This is a genomic window from Propioniferax innocua, assembly GCF_006716235.1.
Lineage (GTDB): Bacteria > Actinomycetota > Actinomycetes > Propionibacteriales > Propionibacteriaceae > Propioniferax > Propioniferax innocua.
The window spans coordinates 322,475-339,053 of sequence record NZ_VFOR01000002.1; the positions used below are offsets into that span (position 1 = coordinate 322,475).

A 16,579-nucleotide genomic window follows, 5' to 3' on the forward strand; every position below is an offset into this window, starting at 1 on the left:
GCACCTCAGTGGTAGTCCTCGATGATCACGTTCTCCGGGCCAGCGTCGGTCCACACGAAGCAGATCCGCCACTGGTCGTTGATCCGGATGCTGTGCTGACCCTTGCGGTCGCCCTTCAGCGCTTCCAACCGGTTCCCCGGAGGGACCCGAAGCGAATTGAGGGACACCGCAGCGTCCAGCTGATGCAGCTTCCGGTTCGCCGTCTTGTGGATTCTCGGATCGATCCGCGGCACCCGCTCACGTAGCCACACAAGCTCCGTGTCACGGTCACCGAAGGATTTGATCACCACTCAAGAGTGCCAGACATGACGCAACGCATCAATAACGCTATACGTTAAATCGTAATTTTAGCCGCATTTCGGTGAATAAAGCCATCGGTGGGCGACGCAGGCCGACGCTGCGGGGCAGTCAGCCGTCAGCAGCGTGCGCCCGCAGCGCCTCGGCAAGCGGCGGGAGATGAGCCTCCACGACATCGCGGACGACATCGATGTCGACCCCGAAGTACTGGTGGACCAGGATGTTCCGGAACCCACGGATCTGCGGCCATGGCATGCTTGGATGCGCAGCGGTGATCGATTCGGGCAGATGTTTCGCGGCCTCCCCCGACGATCTGGAGATTCCGCTCGAGGGCGTCTTCGGCCATGGAGACGATGTCGGCGTCATGCTGGTGCTGAGCGAGGAGCTCCACGTAGCGGGTGGATCGAGAGATCGCTTCCAGGATGTCTGCCACCCGGTCGCCCGCCGAACGGCTCACAACGGCACCGCGTCGTCCAGCGCCGTCTGCGAGACCTGCCGCTTCAGCAGCTGCACCGGAAAGACGTCCACCGTATCGGTTCCGAGGAGCAGCCGGACTTCTTCCATGAGGCCAGAGGCACGCATCAGCAGATTGCCGTCTGCAGGGCCCATCTCCACCAGGATGTCGATATCGCTGCCAACATGCGCGTCGCCCCGAGCCACGGAGCCGAACAGCATCGGGTTCGTCGCACCGTACTTCGCAAGCAGACGCTCAAGATCATCGCGGCGCGACTCGATGAGCTCACGCATGGCGAGAGTTTCCGACGTCGCAGCGTTGGGGGCCATGCCCCTAGCGTACTCGGGCACGCCCCTCACACCATGGACGACCCTCAGACGTTGAAACGGAACTCCACCGGGTTCAGGCACGTACCAACCTCTAGGACGCACGCCCGCAGGCACGGATTCGCCGGCTTCGGCGTGGCTTGCTCTCCGATTGATAGCGTCAAGACATGATCACCGCCGCACTCCGACAGCTTATGGAGACCGCCGCTGCCCATGCGCAGCGGTGCAACGATGACAACGACCACACAGTCGCCGCCGCCTTGCTGACAAGGTCAGGTCAGACCGTACTTGGCTTGAACGCCTTCCATTTCCTCGGCGGTCCATGCGGCGAAATCTCCGCACTGGCCAACCACGCGGCCACATGCCCCGATGACCCCATTGTCACCGTGGTCGCGGTATACGGCCCGACAGGCCAAGTGATTTCTCCGTGCGGAAAGTGTCGTCAAGTGCTGTTCGATATCGACCCCGCCATCCAATGCATTGTCCGCGGCAGCAACGGGCTCGAAGCGCTGTGCGTCTCCGACCTGCTTCCTCACGCCTATGACTGGAGCGCCATGGAACTCCCACAAAAGGTCTTCATGTGGGAAGGCTACGAGCCGGCCATCAGAGATGGGTCCAAGCGCCAGACCATCCGCGTCGACGATCCCTTCCGACCTGGGCCAGCACAGCTCGTCTTCGAAAAGGAGAGCGGCGAGGTCACTACCGTCGACGCGAAGGTCACCTCCGTGATTTCCACACGCCGTTGCGACCTCACCGAGGAACAAGCACAGCGTGACGGCTTCGCCTCATTGACCGAGCTGCACAAAGCCCTCGACATGCACTATCCCGGTCTCGAAATGGAAGACAGCATCGACGTCGTGACTTTCGAATTGAGCAGTGCCGCAGAATGCGACTCCAACCCCAGAGGTTAGTTATTGAAGCGGAATTCGACCACGTCTTCGTTCATTGGTCGCCTCCGTCTGTCTTATCTACAGGCCACCAATGTTCGTCGTTCTTGACACATTCCGCAGCCATTCGCCGTTGCGTAACTTTGCGCTTCCCCGTGTTCAGATCATCTTCCCACTGAACAGGCTTGTCGTAGAATCGCAGCCGACCACCGTCGAACGGGCAGGTTCCTTGCATGCGAGCAAGACCGATCCTTCTACCCCAGCCAGTAAGCGCCGGGAGCCAAGACAGTGACGGGAAATGCTGGGTCTCGTTCCTTGCAACGCGACGCAGAAACATGGCTAGGGAAAAGACGACTACGAGTCCCAAGAAAACAAACGCCCAGACAGGCTGGGCCGGCTTGAGATTTCCGATACCATCCATACCGAGAAACGTGCTGACTAAAGGTTCGACAACCTTGTAGACCGACCCAAGACTCAGGAGTCCAGAGATCACGCTGATCCAGGTGAGAACAGCAAGCGTCAAGGGGCTTCGCCAAGACCATTTCGGCTCATATGTGGCGCGGGCTTCCTGGGGCTCACCTCCCAGGTGAATGTCACCACCAGCCTGAAACACACCACCCGAGATATCGCCGCCACCGGTATCGACGTTCTGATTGGCTCCGTTATCGCTATTTCCTAGCCGCTTGCCGCACTCCGGGCAGAACCGCGCACTTTGGGGGACTTCCGCCCCGCAAGCCGTGTTCGGGCAGATCATTTCTTCCCGCCAGTGGTGAATCCGCTACGGAACTCCACCGCGTTATGGACACTGCTTTCGTTTAGAGCACTCGAACTTGCCACCACTTGACCGACCGGATAGGACCGCGTCAAGTCTTAATCACCGCGACCGCAAGGTGGTTGGAGAAGGATGACCCCACGTGGGCTGTGGTGAGCAGCGCATAGTCAGCACCGGGTAGCGCCGGGAACCACGTCGAGATTGAGATACAGACGACCCGGCAGGGAGCGACTTCTCCCGTAAGGCACGGAGGCCCGACAGGGCCCAGTGGAGCATCGCGCACGGCGACCGGGAAAGTAGCCGGACAACTATTCCCCCGTCTCCGGACAGTTCAAGCTGTCTGGAGTTGTCATGGGGTACTCCCCACCTCCTTCGTCCGATCTCACTCACTACATCACGCTCCAGGAAGCCGTCTCGCTCGGCTACGGCGCGTATCAGACCCTCCGGAAGTGGCGCAGAATTGCGCACCCGCTGGTCACTGATCGCCGAGTCGATACCTGCCGTCTGTGGCCCGCCGTCCGCGAGCTCGACCATGACCCTCGCGTCCTTACGCGCCAGACGCTTGGCGATGACCGTCATGACGAAATCGTCGATGGCCGCGCCCGAGCGGACGATGTGCCCTGCGCACTTGTAGCCGCGCGGTGCTCCGGTCACTTTTCTCCCGCACACCTCGCCGGTCTCCTCGTCGGCGTATCCGCACCGGTAGAGCCCGCTGCCAAGGTGCTTGCGCTTAGTCGAGCCGGATGTGTTCGTCACTCGCTCCGTATCGTCGAGGACTTGCTGAGCCTTCCACCACGTCTCGTCGTCGACGATCTGCTCCCACTGCCCCCGGATCGGCTCACCGGCGTCGTCGCGGAGGATCTGTGGCTTCCACATCCGGCGGCGCTTCCCGTCCGCCTGGGCAAGCTTCGGCGTGTACGTACTCAGCGCCGCATAGCGCGGGTTCCGCAGGATGCCCAGCACGGTCGAGGGAGACCACGGACCGTCCTCGACGATCGGCCGGGGTTCGAGGCCTTGCCGCTCGCGGGCGGCGGCGCGCTCGACACTCACGATGTGCGTGTGCTTGGGAAGAGGCGAAAGGTCATCGATCTTCTCGGAGCCGCCGAGCGCCCGCGCGAGCGAACGCAGCGACTCGGGGTGCTCGATCCTGGTGAACAGGTCGTAGATCGCCCTCACGGCCTCTGCCTCGTGGGGAATCACCTCGCCGTCTACGGCGTAGCCGAGTGGTCGCATACCCTTCGGAGCACGACCCTGCATGGCGCGCTGACGCTGGGCTGCGGACTGACGGGCGCTCTTGCGTTCCATCTCAGCACGCGCCACGGCGGCCTTGATGCGTGCATACATGCGCCCACCGTCGGTGGAGAGGTCCGCGTCACGTTGGCTGTGACGAGGGCAAGTCCGCGCAGCTCGGCGGCGTCGATCCAGTCTTCCAGCTGCCGGGGCTGCCGAGTGAGTCTGTCGAGGTCGTAGCAGATGATCGGGGACTGCTGCACGAACAGGTGACAGTGGTTAGTCACGCAGCCTGAATAGCTGGCGTGGTCATGATTGTCTCGAACTCGAGCTGGACCCCCGACCAAGCCACGAGTGCCCCCATTCTTTAGGGCGTTGTCCCACGTCAGGTCCTATTTCCCTGTCGAAGCGGTGTGAGGGGTAGAGGAGCTCGTTGAGCGTGTAATGGTCAAAGGCGGTGAAGCCCTCTACTCCGACGGCGACACCGCGATCAAGCTTTGGCACGCCCAGCCGACAACATGAGCCGGTTTGCGTAGCCGATGAGACTGGTGACCAACATGAGAACCTGGATGCAGTTGCGCTTACTGAACTGACGCGAGGAGACGCCATGCACGCTCGCATGGCGCGAGTAGTAGTTCGGCACCTTGTCGCCCTTGTGCTTCCAGAACTGCTCGTGGGCGTTCCAGATCGGCAGCCAGACCATCGCCTCGTGGACACCCATCTCGTCGATGGCGGCCGGCACGTCCGCGCCCTTCTTCCGATTCGTGATGAGGCGTCGGGCGGCCTGGTCGGGGTAGAAGCGGTAGATGAGCGTGTCGAGCGTGACGGTGAACATCGCCTGGGCCGAGCGGAAGTGTCCAGAACGCATCGCGCCGAGCCCGTCGAGTACGAACTTCAGCTCGTCGCCGACTACGTCGCGGTTCGCCTGCTCAAGAACGGTAGCGCAGTCGTCGGTGATCGACTCGTAACAGTCACCCAGCACCCGCCGACGGCCCGAGCGGTCCTGTGCCCGGAGCAGGCGGAGCACTGTGCGGCCGCGAGGCACCAGGTAGAGCGGGATGCCCTCCTGCTCGAGGAACTCATGCACTTGATAGGCCTTGATCTCGTCTGCGTGGCTCCTCAGATTAGGCGGGAGGAGCGCCCGGTTGAACCCGCGCAGCATCTGCGGGTCGAAGAGCGGCTTCAGGGAGCCGCGCAGCCCCTCGAGCATCGCGGCCTGCTGGCTCGCGATCTGCTTGAGCATCGGCTCGATCGCTGGGCTGACTCCGACGCCCTTCAGCGTCGGAAAGTCGATCATCGGCCCCGTGAACGTCGGTAGGCTCGCCACGATCGACGCCACCTGCGACTTGACCCGCTCGTTGTACGGCTCGAGCGCATTCTTGACCAGCGCGTCGTAGTCAGGCAGCGCCGACTTCATCTGCTCCTGGAGGCGCCGGTTCAACGGCCCCATGATGTCCCGCGCGTACGCCGAGGGGTCCGGGAGCATCGCCTTCATCTGCTCTCGGATAGGCGCGAGCATGTTGGCAACGGTGACGTCGATGTTGGGCATCAAAGACTGCGCGAACCTTGGCGACAGTCGAAGCCTCACCCCGTCGTCCGCAGCAGAGTCTCCGTCTTGCTCGCTCTCCGAGTTGCGTTCCCTCTCTTGGGCGGGCTCGAGATCGTCCTCACGGTCATCGTCGTCGCGTGTCATCGCACTCTCCTGGTCGCCACGCTCGCTCGAACCGACGTTGCATCATCGAGACCGTTGTCGGCACTTTCGGAAACTCTTGTGCGTTTCACGTCGCTGAGTCGGTGACACCCAGTTGTGCGGCCACTTGAGAGGCGAAGGTCGGATCGACGTGGATGCGGGCGACGACGTCGTCAGCGATCTTGTCCACATCAAGAGGCCCGTCTGGGCCGTCGTACTCCACCGACTGCGCGGGCCACTGGAAATCGACCCGCGGGGTGTAGGCGCTCTCTCCGTCGTCGCCGTAGGCGGTGAGGACATGATCAAAGACAAGTCGCACCTTCGAGGAGAAGATGTCAAGTGTGTAGGGTGTCTCGGGCAGCTCTTGGTCTAGGACTCGTCGGATCGTGCTGTCGACGTCATTCATCACGTCGACCTTTCGTCGCCAGTCTTGGACTAGTTTGTCGTGGAGATGTTCCAGCAGCTTCTTCGCGCTGGCCTTCACCGTGTCACGCTCGTCGTCGGTGAGCACAGGATCGGGCTGGGTCAGCAGATCGAAGAGTGCTAGCTCTTCCTCGGTCATCCCCTCACGAGCCGACCGTTCCTCCTCCTTGGTCAGGTTCTGCGACAGCTCGATCAAGCGTCGCAGGTACTCGTCGATGTTCACGCTGCCGGAGTTGTAGTCGTCGATCAGCTGCTCGATCCGCTCGACGAGTTCGTACCGGGTGGGGTTACGGGTCGCCGAGACGATGGCCTGCTGGCGGAGCAGTTGCGCCAGCCGGTCCGTCTCGGCTCGCTTACGACCAGCGAACTTGGTCGCGAGGCCCTCGAAGTCGATCAAAGACAGATCGATCAGCGGGTCTGGCTTGGTGCCTTCGGCAGCGGCGCGAATGACGTACTCCTCGGCACCCACTGACCGGTCAAGCAGGGCGTCCACCGCATCCGCCACCGTCCCGAGGTCGGCCTCGGGTGGCCGCGTGACTTCGGAGATGCGTTCGGCGAGAACACGTATTGCTGCCACGTTGCGCTGCTGGCCTGCTGCGCTCGGATCTGGCAGGAGGGCCTTGAAGAGTTTTCGGATCTGCCGTGCCTTCTGTTGGAAGTCGTTGCGGATCTCTTCATCCACCAGGAGCGCCTCGACTGCAGCATCGCGTTTGGCGACATGGTCGAATCCCTCCGCATCCCTCATCGTCGCGAGATCGACTCCGACACTGGAGCAGAAGGTGAACAAGTCGGCCACAGCTGCATCCAGCTCACCCGCGAGTGCATCGATGATCTCGATGGGCGACTCGACGGCGTTCGCGGCACCGTAGATCGCCAGGGCCTTCTCCAGGTTTCGGAAAACGCCGACGTAGTCAACGATCAGGCCATTGTCCTTCTCCGGGAATACGCGGTTCGCACGGGCGATCGTCTGCATCAACGTGTGGTTGCGCATCGGGCGATCGAGATAGATCGTCGAGACACTCGGCGCGTCAAAACCGGTCATCCACATCGCGCAGACAAACACCAGTCGCAGCGGGTCCTCGGCGTCCTTGAACTTCTCCGCTAAGTCCTCGCGGTTCATCCGCTCACGGTGCGGCCGAATGTCCAGCCCGAGGTCGTCGAGCATCTTCAACTCGTTCTGGCTCTGCGAGACGACCACAGCCATGTCGGTGGTCTCCATGAGCTCGATCCGCGAGGCGAGCCATGGCCGCTCAAGCTCCGGTAGTGCGTCGTGCTCGGCTTTCAATGCCGCCAAGTGCTCGCCCCAGGCCTCCTGGACGAGGTTGTACATGCGGACGGCAGCAGCCTTGTCGAGCCCGACGTACATTGCTTTACCACTGAACCCGCGCCCTACGAAGTGTGCGACAAGGTCCCTGGCAAGCGTCTTCAATCGCTCCGGGCGGGTGAGCAACGTGTACTGCGTGCCGAAGTCACGGGCCAACTGGCCTTCTGCGTCCTCGTCGAGCTCAGCATCCTCGAGAATAGCCTCGAGTTCGTCGGAGAAGTTTTCGTTGGTGAGCTGAAGTTCGGGAATGCGGTTCTCATAATAGAGCGGGACCGTCGCGCCATCTTCAATGGCATCACGGAAGTTATAGACGCTGACGTAATTACCAAACTGCTCGCGCGTCACCTGCTCTTCACCCTCGATCAGCGGGGTGCCGGTGAAGCCCATCATCGACGCGTTCGGCAGCGCCGTGCGCATGTTCAGCGCGAGAGTGTCGTACTGACTGCGGTGCGCTTCATCGGTGATCACGATAACGTCGGAGCGGGTCGAGAGCACCGGCATCTGCCGCTCCCCCAGTGCCTTGGACGGCTGGAACTTCTGGATGAGTGTGAATACGTAACGGTGATCGGCTGCAAGCAATTCACGCAGGTGGGCGACGGACTGCGCGTGCACCCGGGCCTCTGGCGAGATAGCTCCGGCGTCGGCGAACTCACCATGCAGCTGAGTATCCAGTTCCGTGCGGTCGGTGACCATGACGAATGTCCAATTGCCCGGTACTTGGCGCAGCACCTTCTGCGTGAACCACAGCATCGACAGCGATTTTCCGGAGCCCTGAGTGTGCCAGAATACCCCGAGGCGCTTATCCTGGTCGGCCCGGGCCCGATGCAGATTCTCGATCGCCGCGTTGACACCGAGGAATTGGTGAGATCGCGCGAGCACCTTGATCAGACCACCAGGCCGCTCCATGTACGCGACGAAGTTCTCCAGCAGGTCAAGCAGGACGGACGGATCGCAGGTACCTCGAAGCGCAGTCTCCAGAGCGACCACACCGCGGGTGCCGTGGGCGTCGATGACCTTCCAGTCGTTGAAGAACTCCCACGGCGCGTAAGTTGACCCGACCTTCGCCTGGCTTCCATTGGACAGCAGCACGAAGCAGTTAGGGATGAATAGCTGCGGAATCGTGTCTCGGTAGTCGGTCAGGTTGTCGTCGTAGGCCGCCTTGACCGACTCGTTGGGCTCCTTGAATTCCATCAGCACCAGCGGTACCCCGTTGACGAACAGCGCCAGATCCAGCCGCCGGCTGTGCAGGTTGCCCTTGACCCACATCTGCTGAACCGCCAAGAAGTCATTGTTCGATGAATCCTTGAAGTCGAGGAACCGTAAGGCCTCCATCTGCTTCACGCCCTGGTCGTCAACCCACTCCGCCAGATAGCCGTCACGCAGCAGATCATAGACTTCCCGATTGGCGCGGACGGGGTCCATGGCCGATCGGTCCTTGGTGAGGACCTCAACGGCCTCATCGATCGAGGTATCGGGCACATACTCGGGGTTGAGCTTGCGCATAGCAAGCCGCAGCCGGTGAACGAGCACGGCATCGCGTTGGGAGTCGCGCCCCAGGCTGCCCCCGGGTCCCAGGATCTCCTGGAAGGCGTCGACTGGAGTCCAGCCGAGCTCCACCAGAAGCTCGATGCTCGGCTTCTCGACGTACCAGTACTCCGGGCCCGTGGGAGTCATTCCGCCACCTGCCTCGCGACCAACGCATCAAGATCTAGCGTCGAGATATCGATCTGTCCTGTGACCAGCTTCGGCAGTAGGAGATCTCGGAGCGCGGCGAGACGGGAGCACTCATTGCGCAGCCTCCAGCTCAGATCGTGCATTGGAGACACCTTGTCAGCAAACGCCGCGTCGACGGCGACATCGGGGACGACAATCGGAGCTTCCTCAAAGTCCTTCGCTCGAACCGCGGGATACGCCGACCCGGTTGCACGCCCGACGAGCCAGTCTGAGAACGCTGTCGCCGATGATGTCTCGAAGAGGAAATCCGGTGAGACCGTCGATGGGGTCAGCACCGCCAACCCAGTCGATGCGATCCAGTCGCTATCGGGAGCAACGAGCAGAGCGTGCGCTCTACGGTTGGGCCGCACGGTTGCCCATACAGTGTCGCCAGGGCTCACAACTCGACGAGCCCTGCCGGGTGCACTCGAGCCGCCAATAGCCTCCAGCTCGCCGATGTGGCGCTCCGAGAGAGCCGAGATATCGAGGTATCGGAATACCTCGTCACCACCTGGTTTACGAGAAGAGCCATTAACTGTGGCGATGGCGGCAAGGGGTTGGACCTCCCATCCATCGGGTATCAGGCCGAGGGCCGAGTCGACCATGGGCACGCCCTCGTGGCCGGGGTAACGGAACTTCACGAACCACTCGCGGTAGATGGCCCGCGCCATCTTCTCCAGCACCTCGATCCGCCGCCGGTTGTTCTCGATCAATTCGTCGATGGAACGAAGGATCGCTCCGATGCGTTGCTGAGTCGCCAGGGCAGGGACGGCCAGCTTGAAGGGTTTGATCAGTTGCTGACTCAGATTCTGCTGAGCGGCACCATGCGCGTTCCCGACGAGGCGCTCGCGGGCACCCGCAAGCGCGTAGTAGAGGAAGCGAGCGTCCGCCTCTTTGGGGTCGGTGACCATCGCGCAGATAGCCTGATTGACGGTCGCTTCGACGCCCAGCCAGCCCAGCTGGCCCACGTTTGCCCCGTACATGGCCAACAGTACGGTGTCGGGTGGAAGCAGTTTTGCGGAGGATCTCTCGAGTCCGGCCTCAGAGATGTGCTCCTCGGTCGTAGCGATCCGTGCCCCAATCAACTCCTGCGACTTGACCCAGGGAATACCTTCATCGGTATAGTAGTCGGCTCGCTTGCGACTGGGAGTCCCGCCACTGGTCACTCGAGAACACAGTGCCTCGACTGCTACCTCACGCCACTCGCTCATACTTCGAGGATCCCTTGAACTGCCGCGTCGACTTTGGTTCGCAGCACGTCGGCCTCGTCACTTAGCGTGGTGAACTCCTCGTACAACGCAGCGAGATCGCCCATGAAATCGACATCGCTCTCGTCGACGGCGGCAGTGCCGGTATAGCGGCCCGGATTAAGGCTCCAACCTTGGGCTTCGACCTCAGCTCGAGTGGCGACCTTGCACAGGCCACCGACGTCGACGTACCTCCCGTCGGGGAAGTTCTCGGCAACGAGGTCGGCGCTGCCATCGACTGTCTGTACGTCCTCGCCACGGTAGAGCCGGACGATATTGGCCAGGAACTCGATCTGCTCGGGCGTAAAGTCACGGTGGGCACGATCGATCTGGTGGAAGATGTGCCGGGCGTCGATAAACAACACTGTGTCCTCGCGCGGTGTCCCTCCCTTGGCCTTGTCGAGGAACCACAGCGTCACCGGCAAGGTGACGGTGTAGAAAAAGTTGGGGCTGATGGCGACCATAACGTCGACGGCTCCCGACTCGATCAACTGCTTGCGGATGTCCTTCTCTGAGTGGCCCGCGTCTCCGGCCGAGTTGGCCATGACGAAGCCTGCTCGACCCTTCGGTGAGAGTGCCGCGTAGAACTGCTGGATCCACAGGAAGTTGCCGTTGTCGACTTTCGGCAACCCGAACGGGAATCGCTTGTCGCCAGCGAGCTGATCCTTCTTGATCTTGTCGACGTTGAACGGCGGGTTGGCCATCACATAGTCGAAGGCGCCAACCGCGCTATGCGGGTTCTCGTAATAGCTGTTGGCTTGGCGGATATCCCCTGAGAGCCCGTGCAGCGCGAGGTTCATCTTGGCCAGCGGGACGGTGTCCTCGGTCTTCTCCGTCCCGAAGACAGAGAGCTGGCGGCTGGCCGACTCGTGATGACGCTCGACGAACTTCGCACACTGGACGAACATGCCACCCGAGCCACATGCTGGATCGAAAACGCGGCCGTGGAATGGCTGCAGGACCTCGACGATGAGTCGGACGATGGAGTACGGCGTGAAATACTCGCCGCCACCCCTGCCCTCCTGTGCGGCGAAGTTGGAGAGGAAGTCCTCATAGATGAAGCCGAAGGCATCGCCCGCGAGCTGGGTGGGCAGCGGCGCAAAGAGCCGAAGCAACTCGATCAGCGTCGAACGCTCAAGCTTCTGGTAGCCGCGGGGCAGGATGTCCTTGAGCTCCGGATTGGCCTCCTCGATGGCCTTGATCGCATCGTCGGTGGCTTTACCGACGTCATCACCCTCGGGAAGATCGACCAGGCTGGACAGCCGTGACTCGTCGGGGACGTACAGCACCGATTTTGCCTTGTAGTCCGCGACCGTCGCGGGGTTACGTGCGCTGGAGTTGGCCTCAACCTCTTCGCGGACGGTCTCGAAACGGTTCTCGGCGTACGCGAGGAACACCAAGCCGAGGACTGGGTCGCGATACTGGACAGGCGTCAGCTTGGAGTTCGCGCGCAACTCGTCCGCGGCGCTCCACAGCGTCGCGCGAACCTTGGCAAGATCAGTTGTCTTCATTTCTTACTCCCAGACGTAAGCCCCGTCCGGAACTCCACCACGTCACCGTCAGCCATGACGTAGTCCTTGCCTTCAAGACGCATCTTTCCAGCGGCTTTGGCTTCCTGTTCCGAGCCGGCTGCGACGAGGTCATCGAAGGACACGATTTCGGCCTTGATGAAGCCCTTCTGGAAATCGGTGTGGATCACTCCGGCGGCTTCGGGAGCCGTGGCGCCCTTCGGGATCGTCCAGGCACGGGCCTCCTTCGGCCCGGCGGTCAGGTAGGTCTGCAGCCCGAGGGTGTCAAACCCGACACGGGCCAACACATCCAGCCCGGGCTCCTCCACCCCGGCGTCGTCGAGGAACATCTGCGCGTCCTCCTCGTCCATCTCCGCGAGCTCGGCTTCGAACTTGGCGTCGAGGAAGATCGCCTCCGCCGGGGCGACGACCTCGGCCATCTTGGCCTTGGCGTCCTCATCGGCGAGCTGGTCAGCGTCGCAGTTGAACACATAGATGAACGGCTTGGCAGTGAGCAGGAACAGCTCCCGCAGATGCTCCATGTCGAGCCCTGCCTGGAAAATGCCCTTGCCCTCGTTCAGCACGCCCAGCGCCTCCTGCCATGCAGCGAGCTTCGGCTGGGAGTCCTTCTTGATCCGGGCCTCCTTCTCCAGCCGCGGCAGCGCCTTCTCCAGCGTCTGGATGTCGGCGAGGATCAGCTCGGTCGAGATGGTCTCGATGTCACCACTGGGGTTCACTCCCCCGTCGACGTGGGTGACGTCGGCGTCGGTGAATGCGCGGGTGACCTGACAGATGGCGTCGGCCTCACGGATGTTCGCCAGGAACGCGTTGCCCATACCCTCGCCCTGCGACGCGCCACGGACGATGCCGGCGATGTCGACGAAGGACACGGTCGCCGGGATGGTCTTCTCGCTGCCGTAGATCTCGGCGAGCTTGTCCAGCCGCGGGTCGGGGAGCCCGACCACCCCCACGTTCGGTTCGATCGTCGCGAACGGGTAGTTCGCCGCCAGGATGTCGTTCTTCGTCAAAGCGTTGAACAACGTCGACTTGCCCGCGTTGGGGAGTCCCACGATTCCAATAGTCAAAGCCACGGCACGCCAGTCTAGGCGAGCCGTGGCCTTGAGTGGAGTCGGCGCGTTTCAGGCCGGATCAGTAGCGACGGAAGTACGGGTTGCCACCTGCAGCGTCATCGATCGTGTCAATCGCTGGGTCGTGCTTCTGGCTGTAGGTGTGTGCGACCTTTCCATCACCGATGTAGATGGCCACGTGGTAGATGGAGTCGGTGGAGTTTCCGTAGAACACCGCATCACCGGGCTGCAGTTCGCTGCGCTTGATGACCTGGCCCTTCTTGGCCTGGTGCTTCGACGAGCTGGGGCCGAGCACGTCCTTGCCGTAGGCGAGAGCGTAGGCCCAGCGAGCGAAGCCGGAGCAGTCGACGCCGACGCGCTCCTCTGCGAGACACCGGTAGTCCTTGCGCCACGAGTCACAGTTGCCGACGGTCGGGCCGATGCCCTTGGCGTGTCCACCGCTCCACGTGTAGGGGATGACCCCGCCCTTCCACGGCTGGGTCGTGACGCCACCCTCGAGGGTCTTGGCGGGGATGGCATCACCATTCACGAACTTCTTGGCGTACTCGGCCACCTGGGCGCGCTCATTGGGAACCGGCGCGGAGTCACTCTGCGGCTCGCCATACAGCGCCGACCAGGTGTTGGGGCCGACGACGCCATCGACCTGGAGCCCCTTCTTGCTCTGGAACTCCTTGATGGCGCCCATGGTTGCCGTTCCGGCGACTCCGTCGACCTCGATGCTGGCTCCGTGCTTGTTGAGCAGGGTCTGGGTCGCGGCGGTGGCCAGGCTGCGGTCACCGGAGCGAACCTTGACCATCAGGGCGTTCAGCGTGTCGTCACCGGCGACGCCATCGGCGGCGATCCCGGCGGCCTTCTGCTTGGCGATCACGGCGGCCTTGGTGTCGGCGCCGAAGACACCGTCCACCTTCAGGTCGGGCGAGGAGTACCGGAGCATGAGCTGCAGGGCGGTGACGTCCTTGCCGCGCATGCCTTCCTTGAGCACGATCGGGTAGTCGACCGCAGAGGTCGCGGTAGCAGCGACAGCGTTGTCAGCGGGAGGGGTCAGTGAGAGGGTGGCCGGAACCGCGAAGGCGGCCGCAGCGGCGCAGCTGGCGATGAGGGCAGCGATTTTCTTCACGAGCAGGTCTCCTTGCTAGGGGGTACCTCCACGCTGCAGAGTCACCGCCCCGATGACCTCATCGTCACCGGCGGAGATTTCCCCGGAAGATTCCCTGCCATGCAACACCGCCCGCCCGCAAACTTCGGGCATCCCCCCGTATGCACTCCAGCTGCCCGCATGCCTTCGGGCGGGCCGGTGTTAACGCCGTTAACAACGGTAGCGGGAGGGAGGGTTCACGTCAACATCCCAGAACCGCCCCCGCGCCCGCGCAGCTGCACCTAGACTCCTTGACTGTGACCACCGGCTATCACCACGGACGCCTGCGCGACGAGATGATCCGAATCGGCCTCGAGCTTGCTGCCGAGGGCGGCTCGGACGCTGTCGGCATCCGGGAGATCACGCGCAGAGCAGGCGTCTCCCCCGCTGCCGCATATCGTCACTTCCGCGATCAGCAGGAACTTCGCGAAAAGGTGGCCAGGGAGATCGACCGCATGCTCTCTCGCGACCTCGAAGCAGCCGTAAGCAGCACCCACGGCACAGCCCGGGACAAGCTCTTGGCCGCAGGAAACGCCTACTTCGATTTCGCCTTCGCCAATCCCCAGCTCTTCGCTCATCTGAACAATGGCTTCAGCCCCGCTCAGGACGGCTCGGTGTTCGATGCGTTCGTCGAGGTCGTGCACGCATTGGGCGTCGAACAGCTCGGCCATGCGCCCGCCTTGGAGCGCTCACGTGAACTGTCGGTCGCCCTGTGGTCCGCCGGTCACGGCTTCTGCGTCCTCGTCACCACCGGAGCGCTGAAAGATCTTGACGACGAGACCAAGTACCACCTGCGCGAGGTCACCATCACCAACGTGGTGAACGGCCTCGACTTCACCTGACCCATCCGCAACTGGCACCCCCGAACGCCGAGTGCGATGATGAGCCGTCACCATCGCCTGCGCCCAGGAGGTTCCATGTCGCGATCGACCGCTGAGGATTCCACCCCGTCACCTGCCAGCGGCGGCTTCCTCGACCATTGGTTCGAGATCACCAAGCGCGGTTCCAGCATCGGCACCGAGCTGCGCGGCGGCTTGGTGACCTTCTTCGCGATGGCCTACATCGTGGTGCTCAACCCGCTGATCCTCGGCAACATCCCCGATCGCAACGGCGACACCCTCACCACCCTGCAAGTCGCCGGTGTCACCGCCCTGGTCGCCGGCGTCATGAGCATCGCATTCGGCATCGGTGCGCGATATCCCTTCGGCATCGCGACCGGCTTGGGCATCAACACACTGCTGGCGGTGACGTTCGTCCAGGTGGAGGGGCTCACCTGGGCCGAAGCCATGGGGCTGGTCGTGTGGGACGGCATCATCATCGTCATCCTCGCGATCACCGGCTTCCGCACCATGGTCTTCAACGCGATCCCAACCGAGCTCAAGGCCGCCATCACCGTCGGTATCGGCCTGTTCATCTCCTTCATCGGCTTCGTCGACGCCGGCTTCGTCCGTCGCCTCCCCGACGCCGCCAACACCACCGTTCCCGTCGGCCTGGGCATCGGCGGTTCGATCGGCTCCTGGCCCACGGTCGTGTTCCTCTTCGGCCTGATCCTGTGCGGCGTCCTCACCGCACGCAAGGTCCGCGGTGGCCTGTTCATCGGCATCATCAGCACCACCGTGGTGGCCATCATCGTCGAGATGGTCGCCAAGCCCGGCCCCTCGATGGTCGACGGTGAACCCGTCCCCACCGGCTGGTCGCTCGCGGTGCCCCAGATCCCCGATCAGTGGTTCGGCATCCCCGACCTCTCCCTCGTGGGCAAGGTCGACATGTTCGGCGCCTTCACCAGCGTCGGCCCCCTGACCGCAGCCCTGCTGCTGTTCACCCTCGTCCTCGCCAACTTCTTCGACGCCATGGGCACCATGACCGGCCTCGGTCACCAGGCCGAGCTCATGGACGATGACGGCAACCTCCCCGGCCTCAAGCCCGCACTCATCTTCGAAGGGCTCGGTGCCGTTGCCGGCGGCCTTGGCTCATCGTCGTCGAACACCGTCTACGTGGACTCGGCGGCAGGCATCGCCGACGGCGCTCGCACCGGATTGGCCAATGTCGTCACCGGAGCGGTGTTCCTCCTGGCCATGTTCCTGACCCCTCTCACCCAGATCGTCCCCTTCGAGGCCGCCTCACCGGTCCTCGTCATCGTGGGCGCACTGATGATCGGGCAGATAACCTCGATCGACTTCAACCGCTTCGAGATCGCCCTTCCGGCGTTCCTCACGATCGTCGCCATGCCCTTCACCTATTCGATCGCCAACGGCATCGGCATCGGCTTCATCGTGTGGACGCTGTTGCAGGCGCTCAGCGGCAAGGCCCGATCGATCCACCCGATCATGTGGGCCGTCTCGGTGGCATTCGTCATCTACTTCGGAGCCCAACCGCTCACCGCAGCCATCAGCGGCTGACGCCACGCATGCAATCCCTCGTGCCCTAAACTCACCACGGCCTGCCACGTGCCGGCTCACCACTGCACGTCACGTTCCATGGAGGT

The 16,579-nt window shown here is 62.8% G+C and carries 14 protein-coding genes; 3 read left to right on the forward strand and 11 right to left on the reverse strand.

Translation table 11 applies throughout. The features are described from left to right. Positions 1-5: 5 nt before the first annotated feature. The 3 genes from FB460_RS08230 to FB460_RS08240 all read right to left on the reverse strand — a co-directional run bounded on the left by FB460_RS08230 (position 6) and on the right by FB460_RS08240 (position 1,080). On the reverse strand, positions 6-287 hold the full coding sequence (locus FB460_RS08230; protein WP_142093653.1) for a type II toxin-antitoxin system RelE/ParE family toxin: 282 nt from the start codon (positions 285-287) through the stop codon (positions 6-8). Between the two features lie 121 nt (positions 288-408). Next, positions 409-663, reverse strand: a complete 255-nt coding sequence (locus FB460_RS08235; RefSeq protein ID WP_211345919.1) for a HepT-like ribonuclease domain-containing protein — start codon at positions 661-663, stop codon at positions 409-411. A gap of 87 nt (positions 664-750) precedes the next feature. Next, entirely contained in the window at positions 751-1,080 is a 330-nt protein-coding gene (locus FB460_RS08240; protein ID WP_142093654.1) for a nucleotidyltransferase family protein, read from the reverse strand. A 164-nt stretch (positions 1,081-1,244) separates the two neighbouring features. Here FB460_RS08240 and FB460_RS08245 point away from each other — a divergent pair, with 164 nt between their 5' ends. Further along, entirely contained in the window at positions 1,245-1,988 is a 744-nt protein-coding gene (locus tag FB460_RS08245; RefSeq protein WP_142093655.1) for an ASCH domain-containing protein, read from the forward strand. Positions 1,989-2,019: 31 nt separating this feature from the next. Here the strand turns inward: FB460_RS08245 and FB460_RS13500 are convergent, their stop codons facing one another. The 8 genes from FB460_RS13500 to FB460_RS08290 form a co-directional block, all read right to left on the reverse strand. After that, positions 2,020-2,718 (reverse strand): zinc ribbon domain-containing protein, encoded by a 699-nt coding sequence (locus FB460_RS13500; protein WP_142093656.1) that lies wholly within the window; start codon positions 2,716-2,718, stop codon positions 2,020-2,022. Between the two features lie 120 nt (positions 2,719-2,838). Next, positions 2,839-4,080 (reverse strand): recombinase family protein, encoded by a 1,242-nt coding sequence (locus tag FB460_RS08260; RefSeq protein ID WP_246044334.1) that lies wholly within the window; start codon positions 4,078-4,080, stop codon positions 2,839-2,841. 376 nt (positions 4,081-4,456) lie between these two features. After that, on the reverse strand, positions 4,457-5,659 hold the full coding sequence (locus FB460_RS08265) for a hypothetical protein (RefSeq protein WP_142093657.1): 1,203 nt from the start codon (positions 5,657-5,659) through the stop codon (positions 4,457-4,459). 85 nt (positions 5,660-5,744) lie between these two features. After that, entirely contained in the window at positions 5,745-9,077 is a 3,333-nt protein-coding gene (locus FB460_RS08270) for a type I restriction endonuclease subunit R (RefSeq protein ID WP_142093658.1), read from the reverse strand. Continuing rightward, complete coding sequence (locus FB460_RS08275; RefSeq protein ID WP_142093659.1) at positions 9,074-10,327, reverse strand: restriction endonuclease subunit S; 1,254 nt, start codon at positions 10,325-10,327, stop codon at positions 9,074-9,076. The genes FB460_RS08270 and FB460_RS08275 overlap by 4 nt, the downstream gene beginning before the upstream one ends. Then, positions 10,324-11,874: a type I restriction-modification system subunit M gene (locus tag FB460_RS08280; protein ID WP_142093660.1), complete on the reverse strand. Its 1,551-nt coding sequence runs from the start codon at positions 11,872-11,874 to the stop codon at positions 10,324-10,326. Before FB460_RS08280 ends, FB460_RS08275 begins: the two co-directional genes overlap by 4 nt. Beyond that, a complete protein-coding gene (gene ychF, locus FB460_RS08285) occupies positions 11,871-12,962 on the reverse strand; it encodes a redox-regulated ATPase YchF (RefSeq protein WP_142093661.1) in 1,092 nt (363 codons plus the stop codon). The genes FB460_RS08280 and ychF overlap by 4 nt, the downstream gene beginning before the upstream one ends. Before the next feature lie 58 nt (positions 12,963-13,020). Next, the gene (locus FB460_RS08290) at positions 13,021-14,076 is read right to left on the reverse strand and encodes a C40 family peptidase (protein ID WP_142093662.1); all 1,056 of its coding nucleotides are present in this window, start codon (positions 14,074-14,076) and stop codon (positions 13,021-13,023) included. 275 nt (positions 14,077-14,351) lie between these two features. Here FB460_RS08290 and FB460_RS08295 point away from each other — a divergent pair, with 275 nt between their 5' ends. Next, a complete protein-coding gene (locus tag FB460_RS08295; RefSeq protein ID WP_170210010.1) occupies positions 14,352-14,936 on the forward strand; it encodes a TetR/AcrR family transcriptional regulator in 585 nt (194 codons plus the stop codon). Positions 14,937-15,011: 75 nt separating this feature from the next. Continuing rightward, the gene (locus FB460_RS08300) at positions 15,012-16,493 is read left to right on the forward strand and encodes an NCS2 family permease (RefSeq protein WP_142093664.1); all 1,482 of its coding nucleotides are present in this window, start codon (positions 15,012-15,014) and stop codon (positions 16,491-16,493) included. The last annotated feature ends 86 nt before the right edge of the window (positions 16,494-16,579 follow it).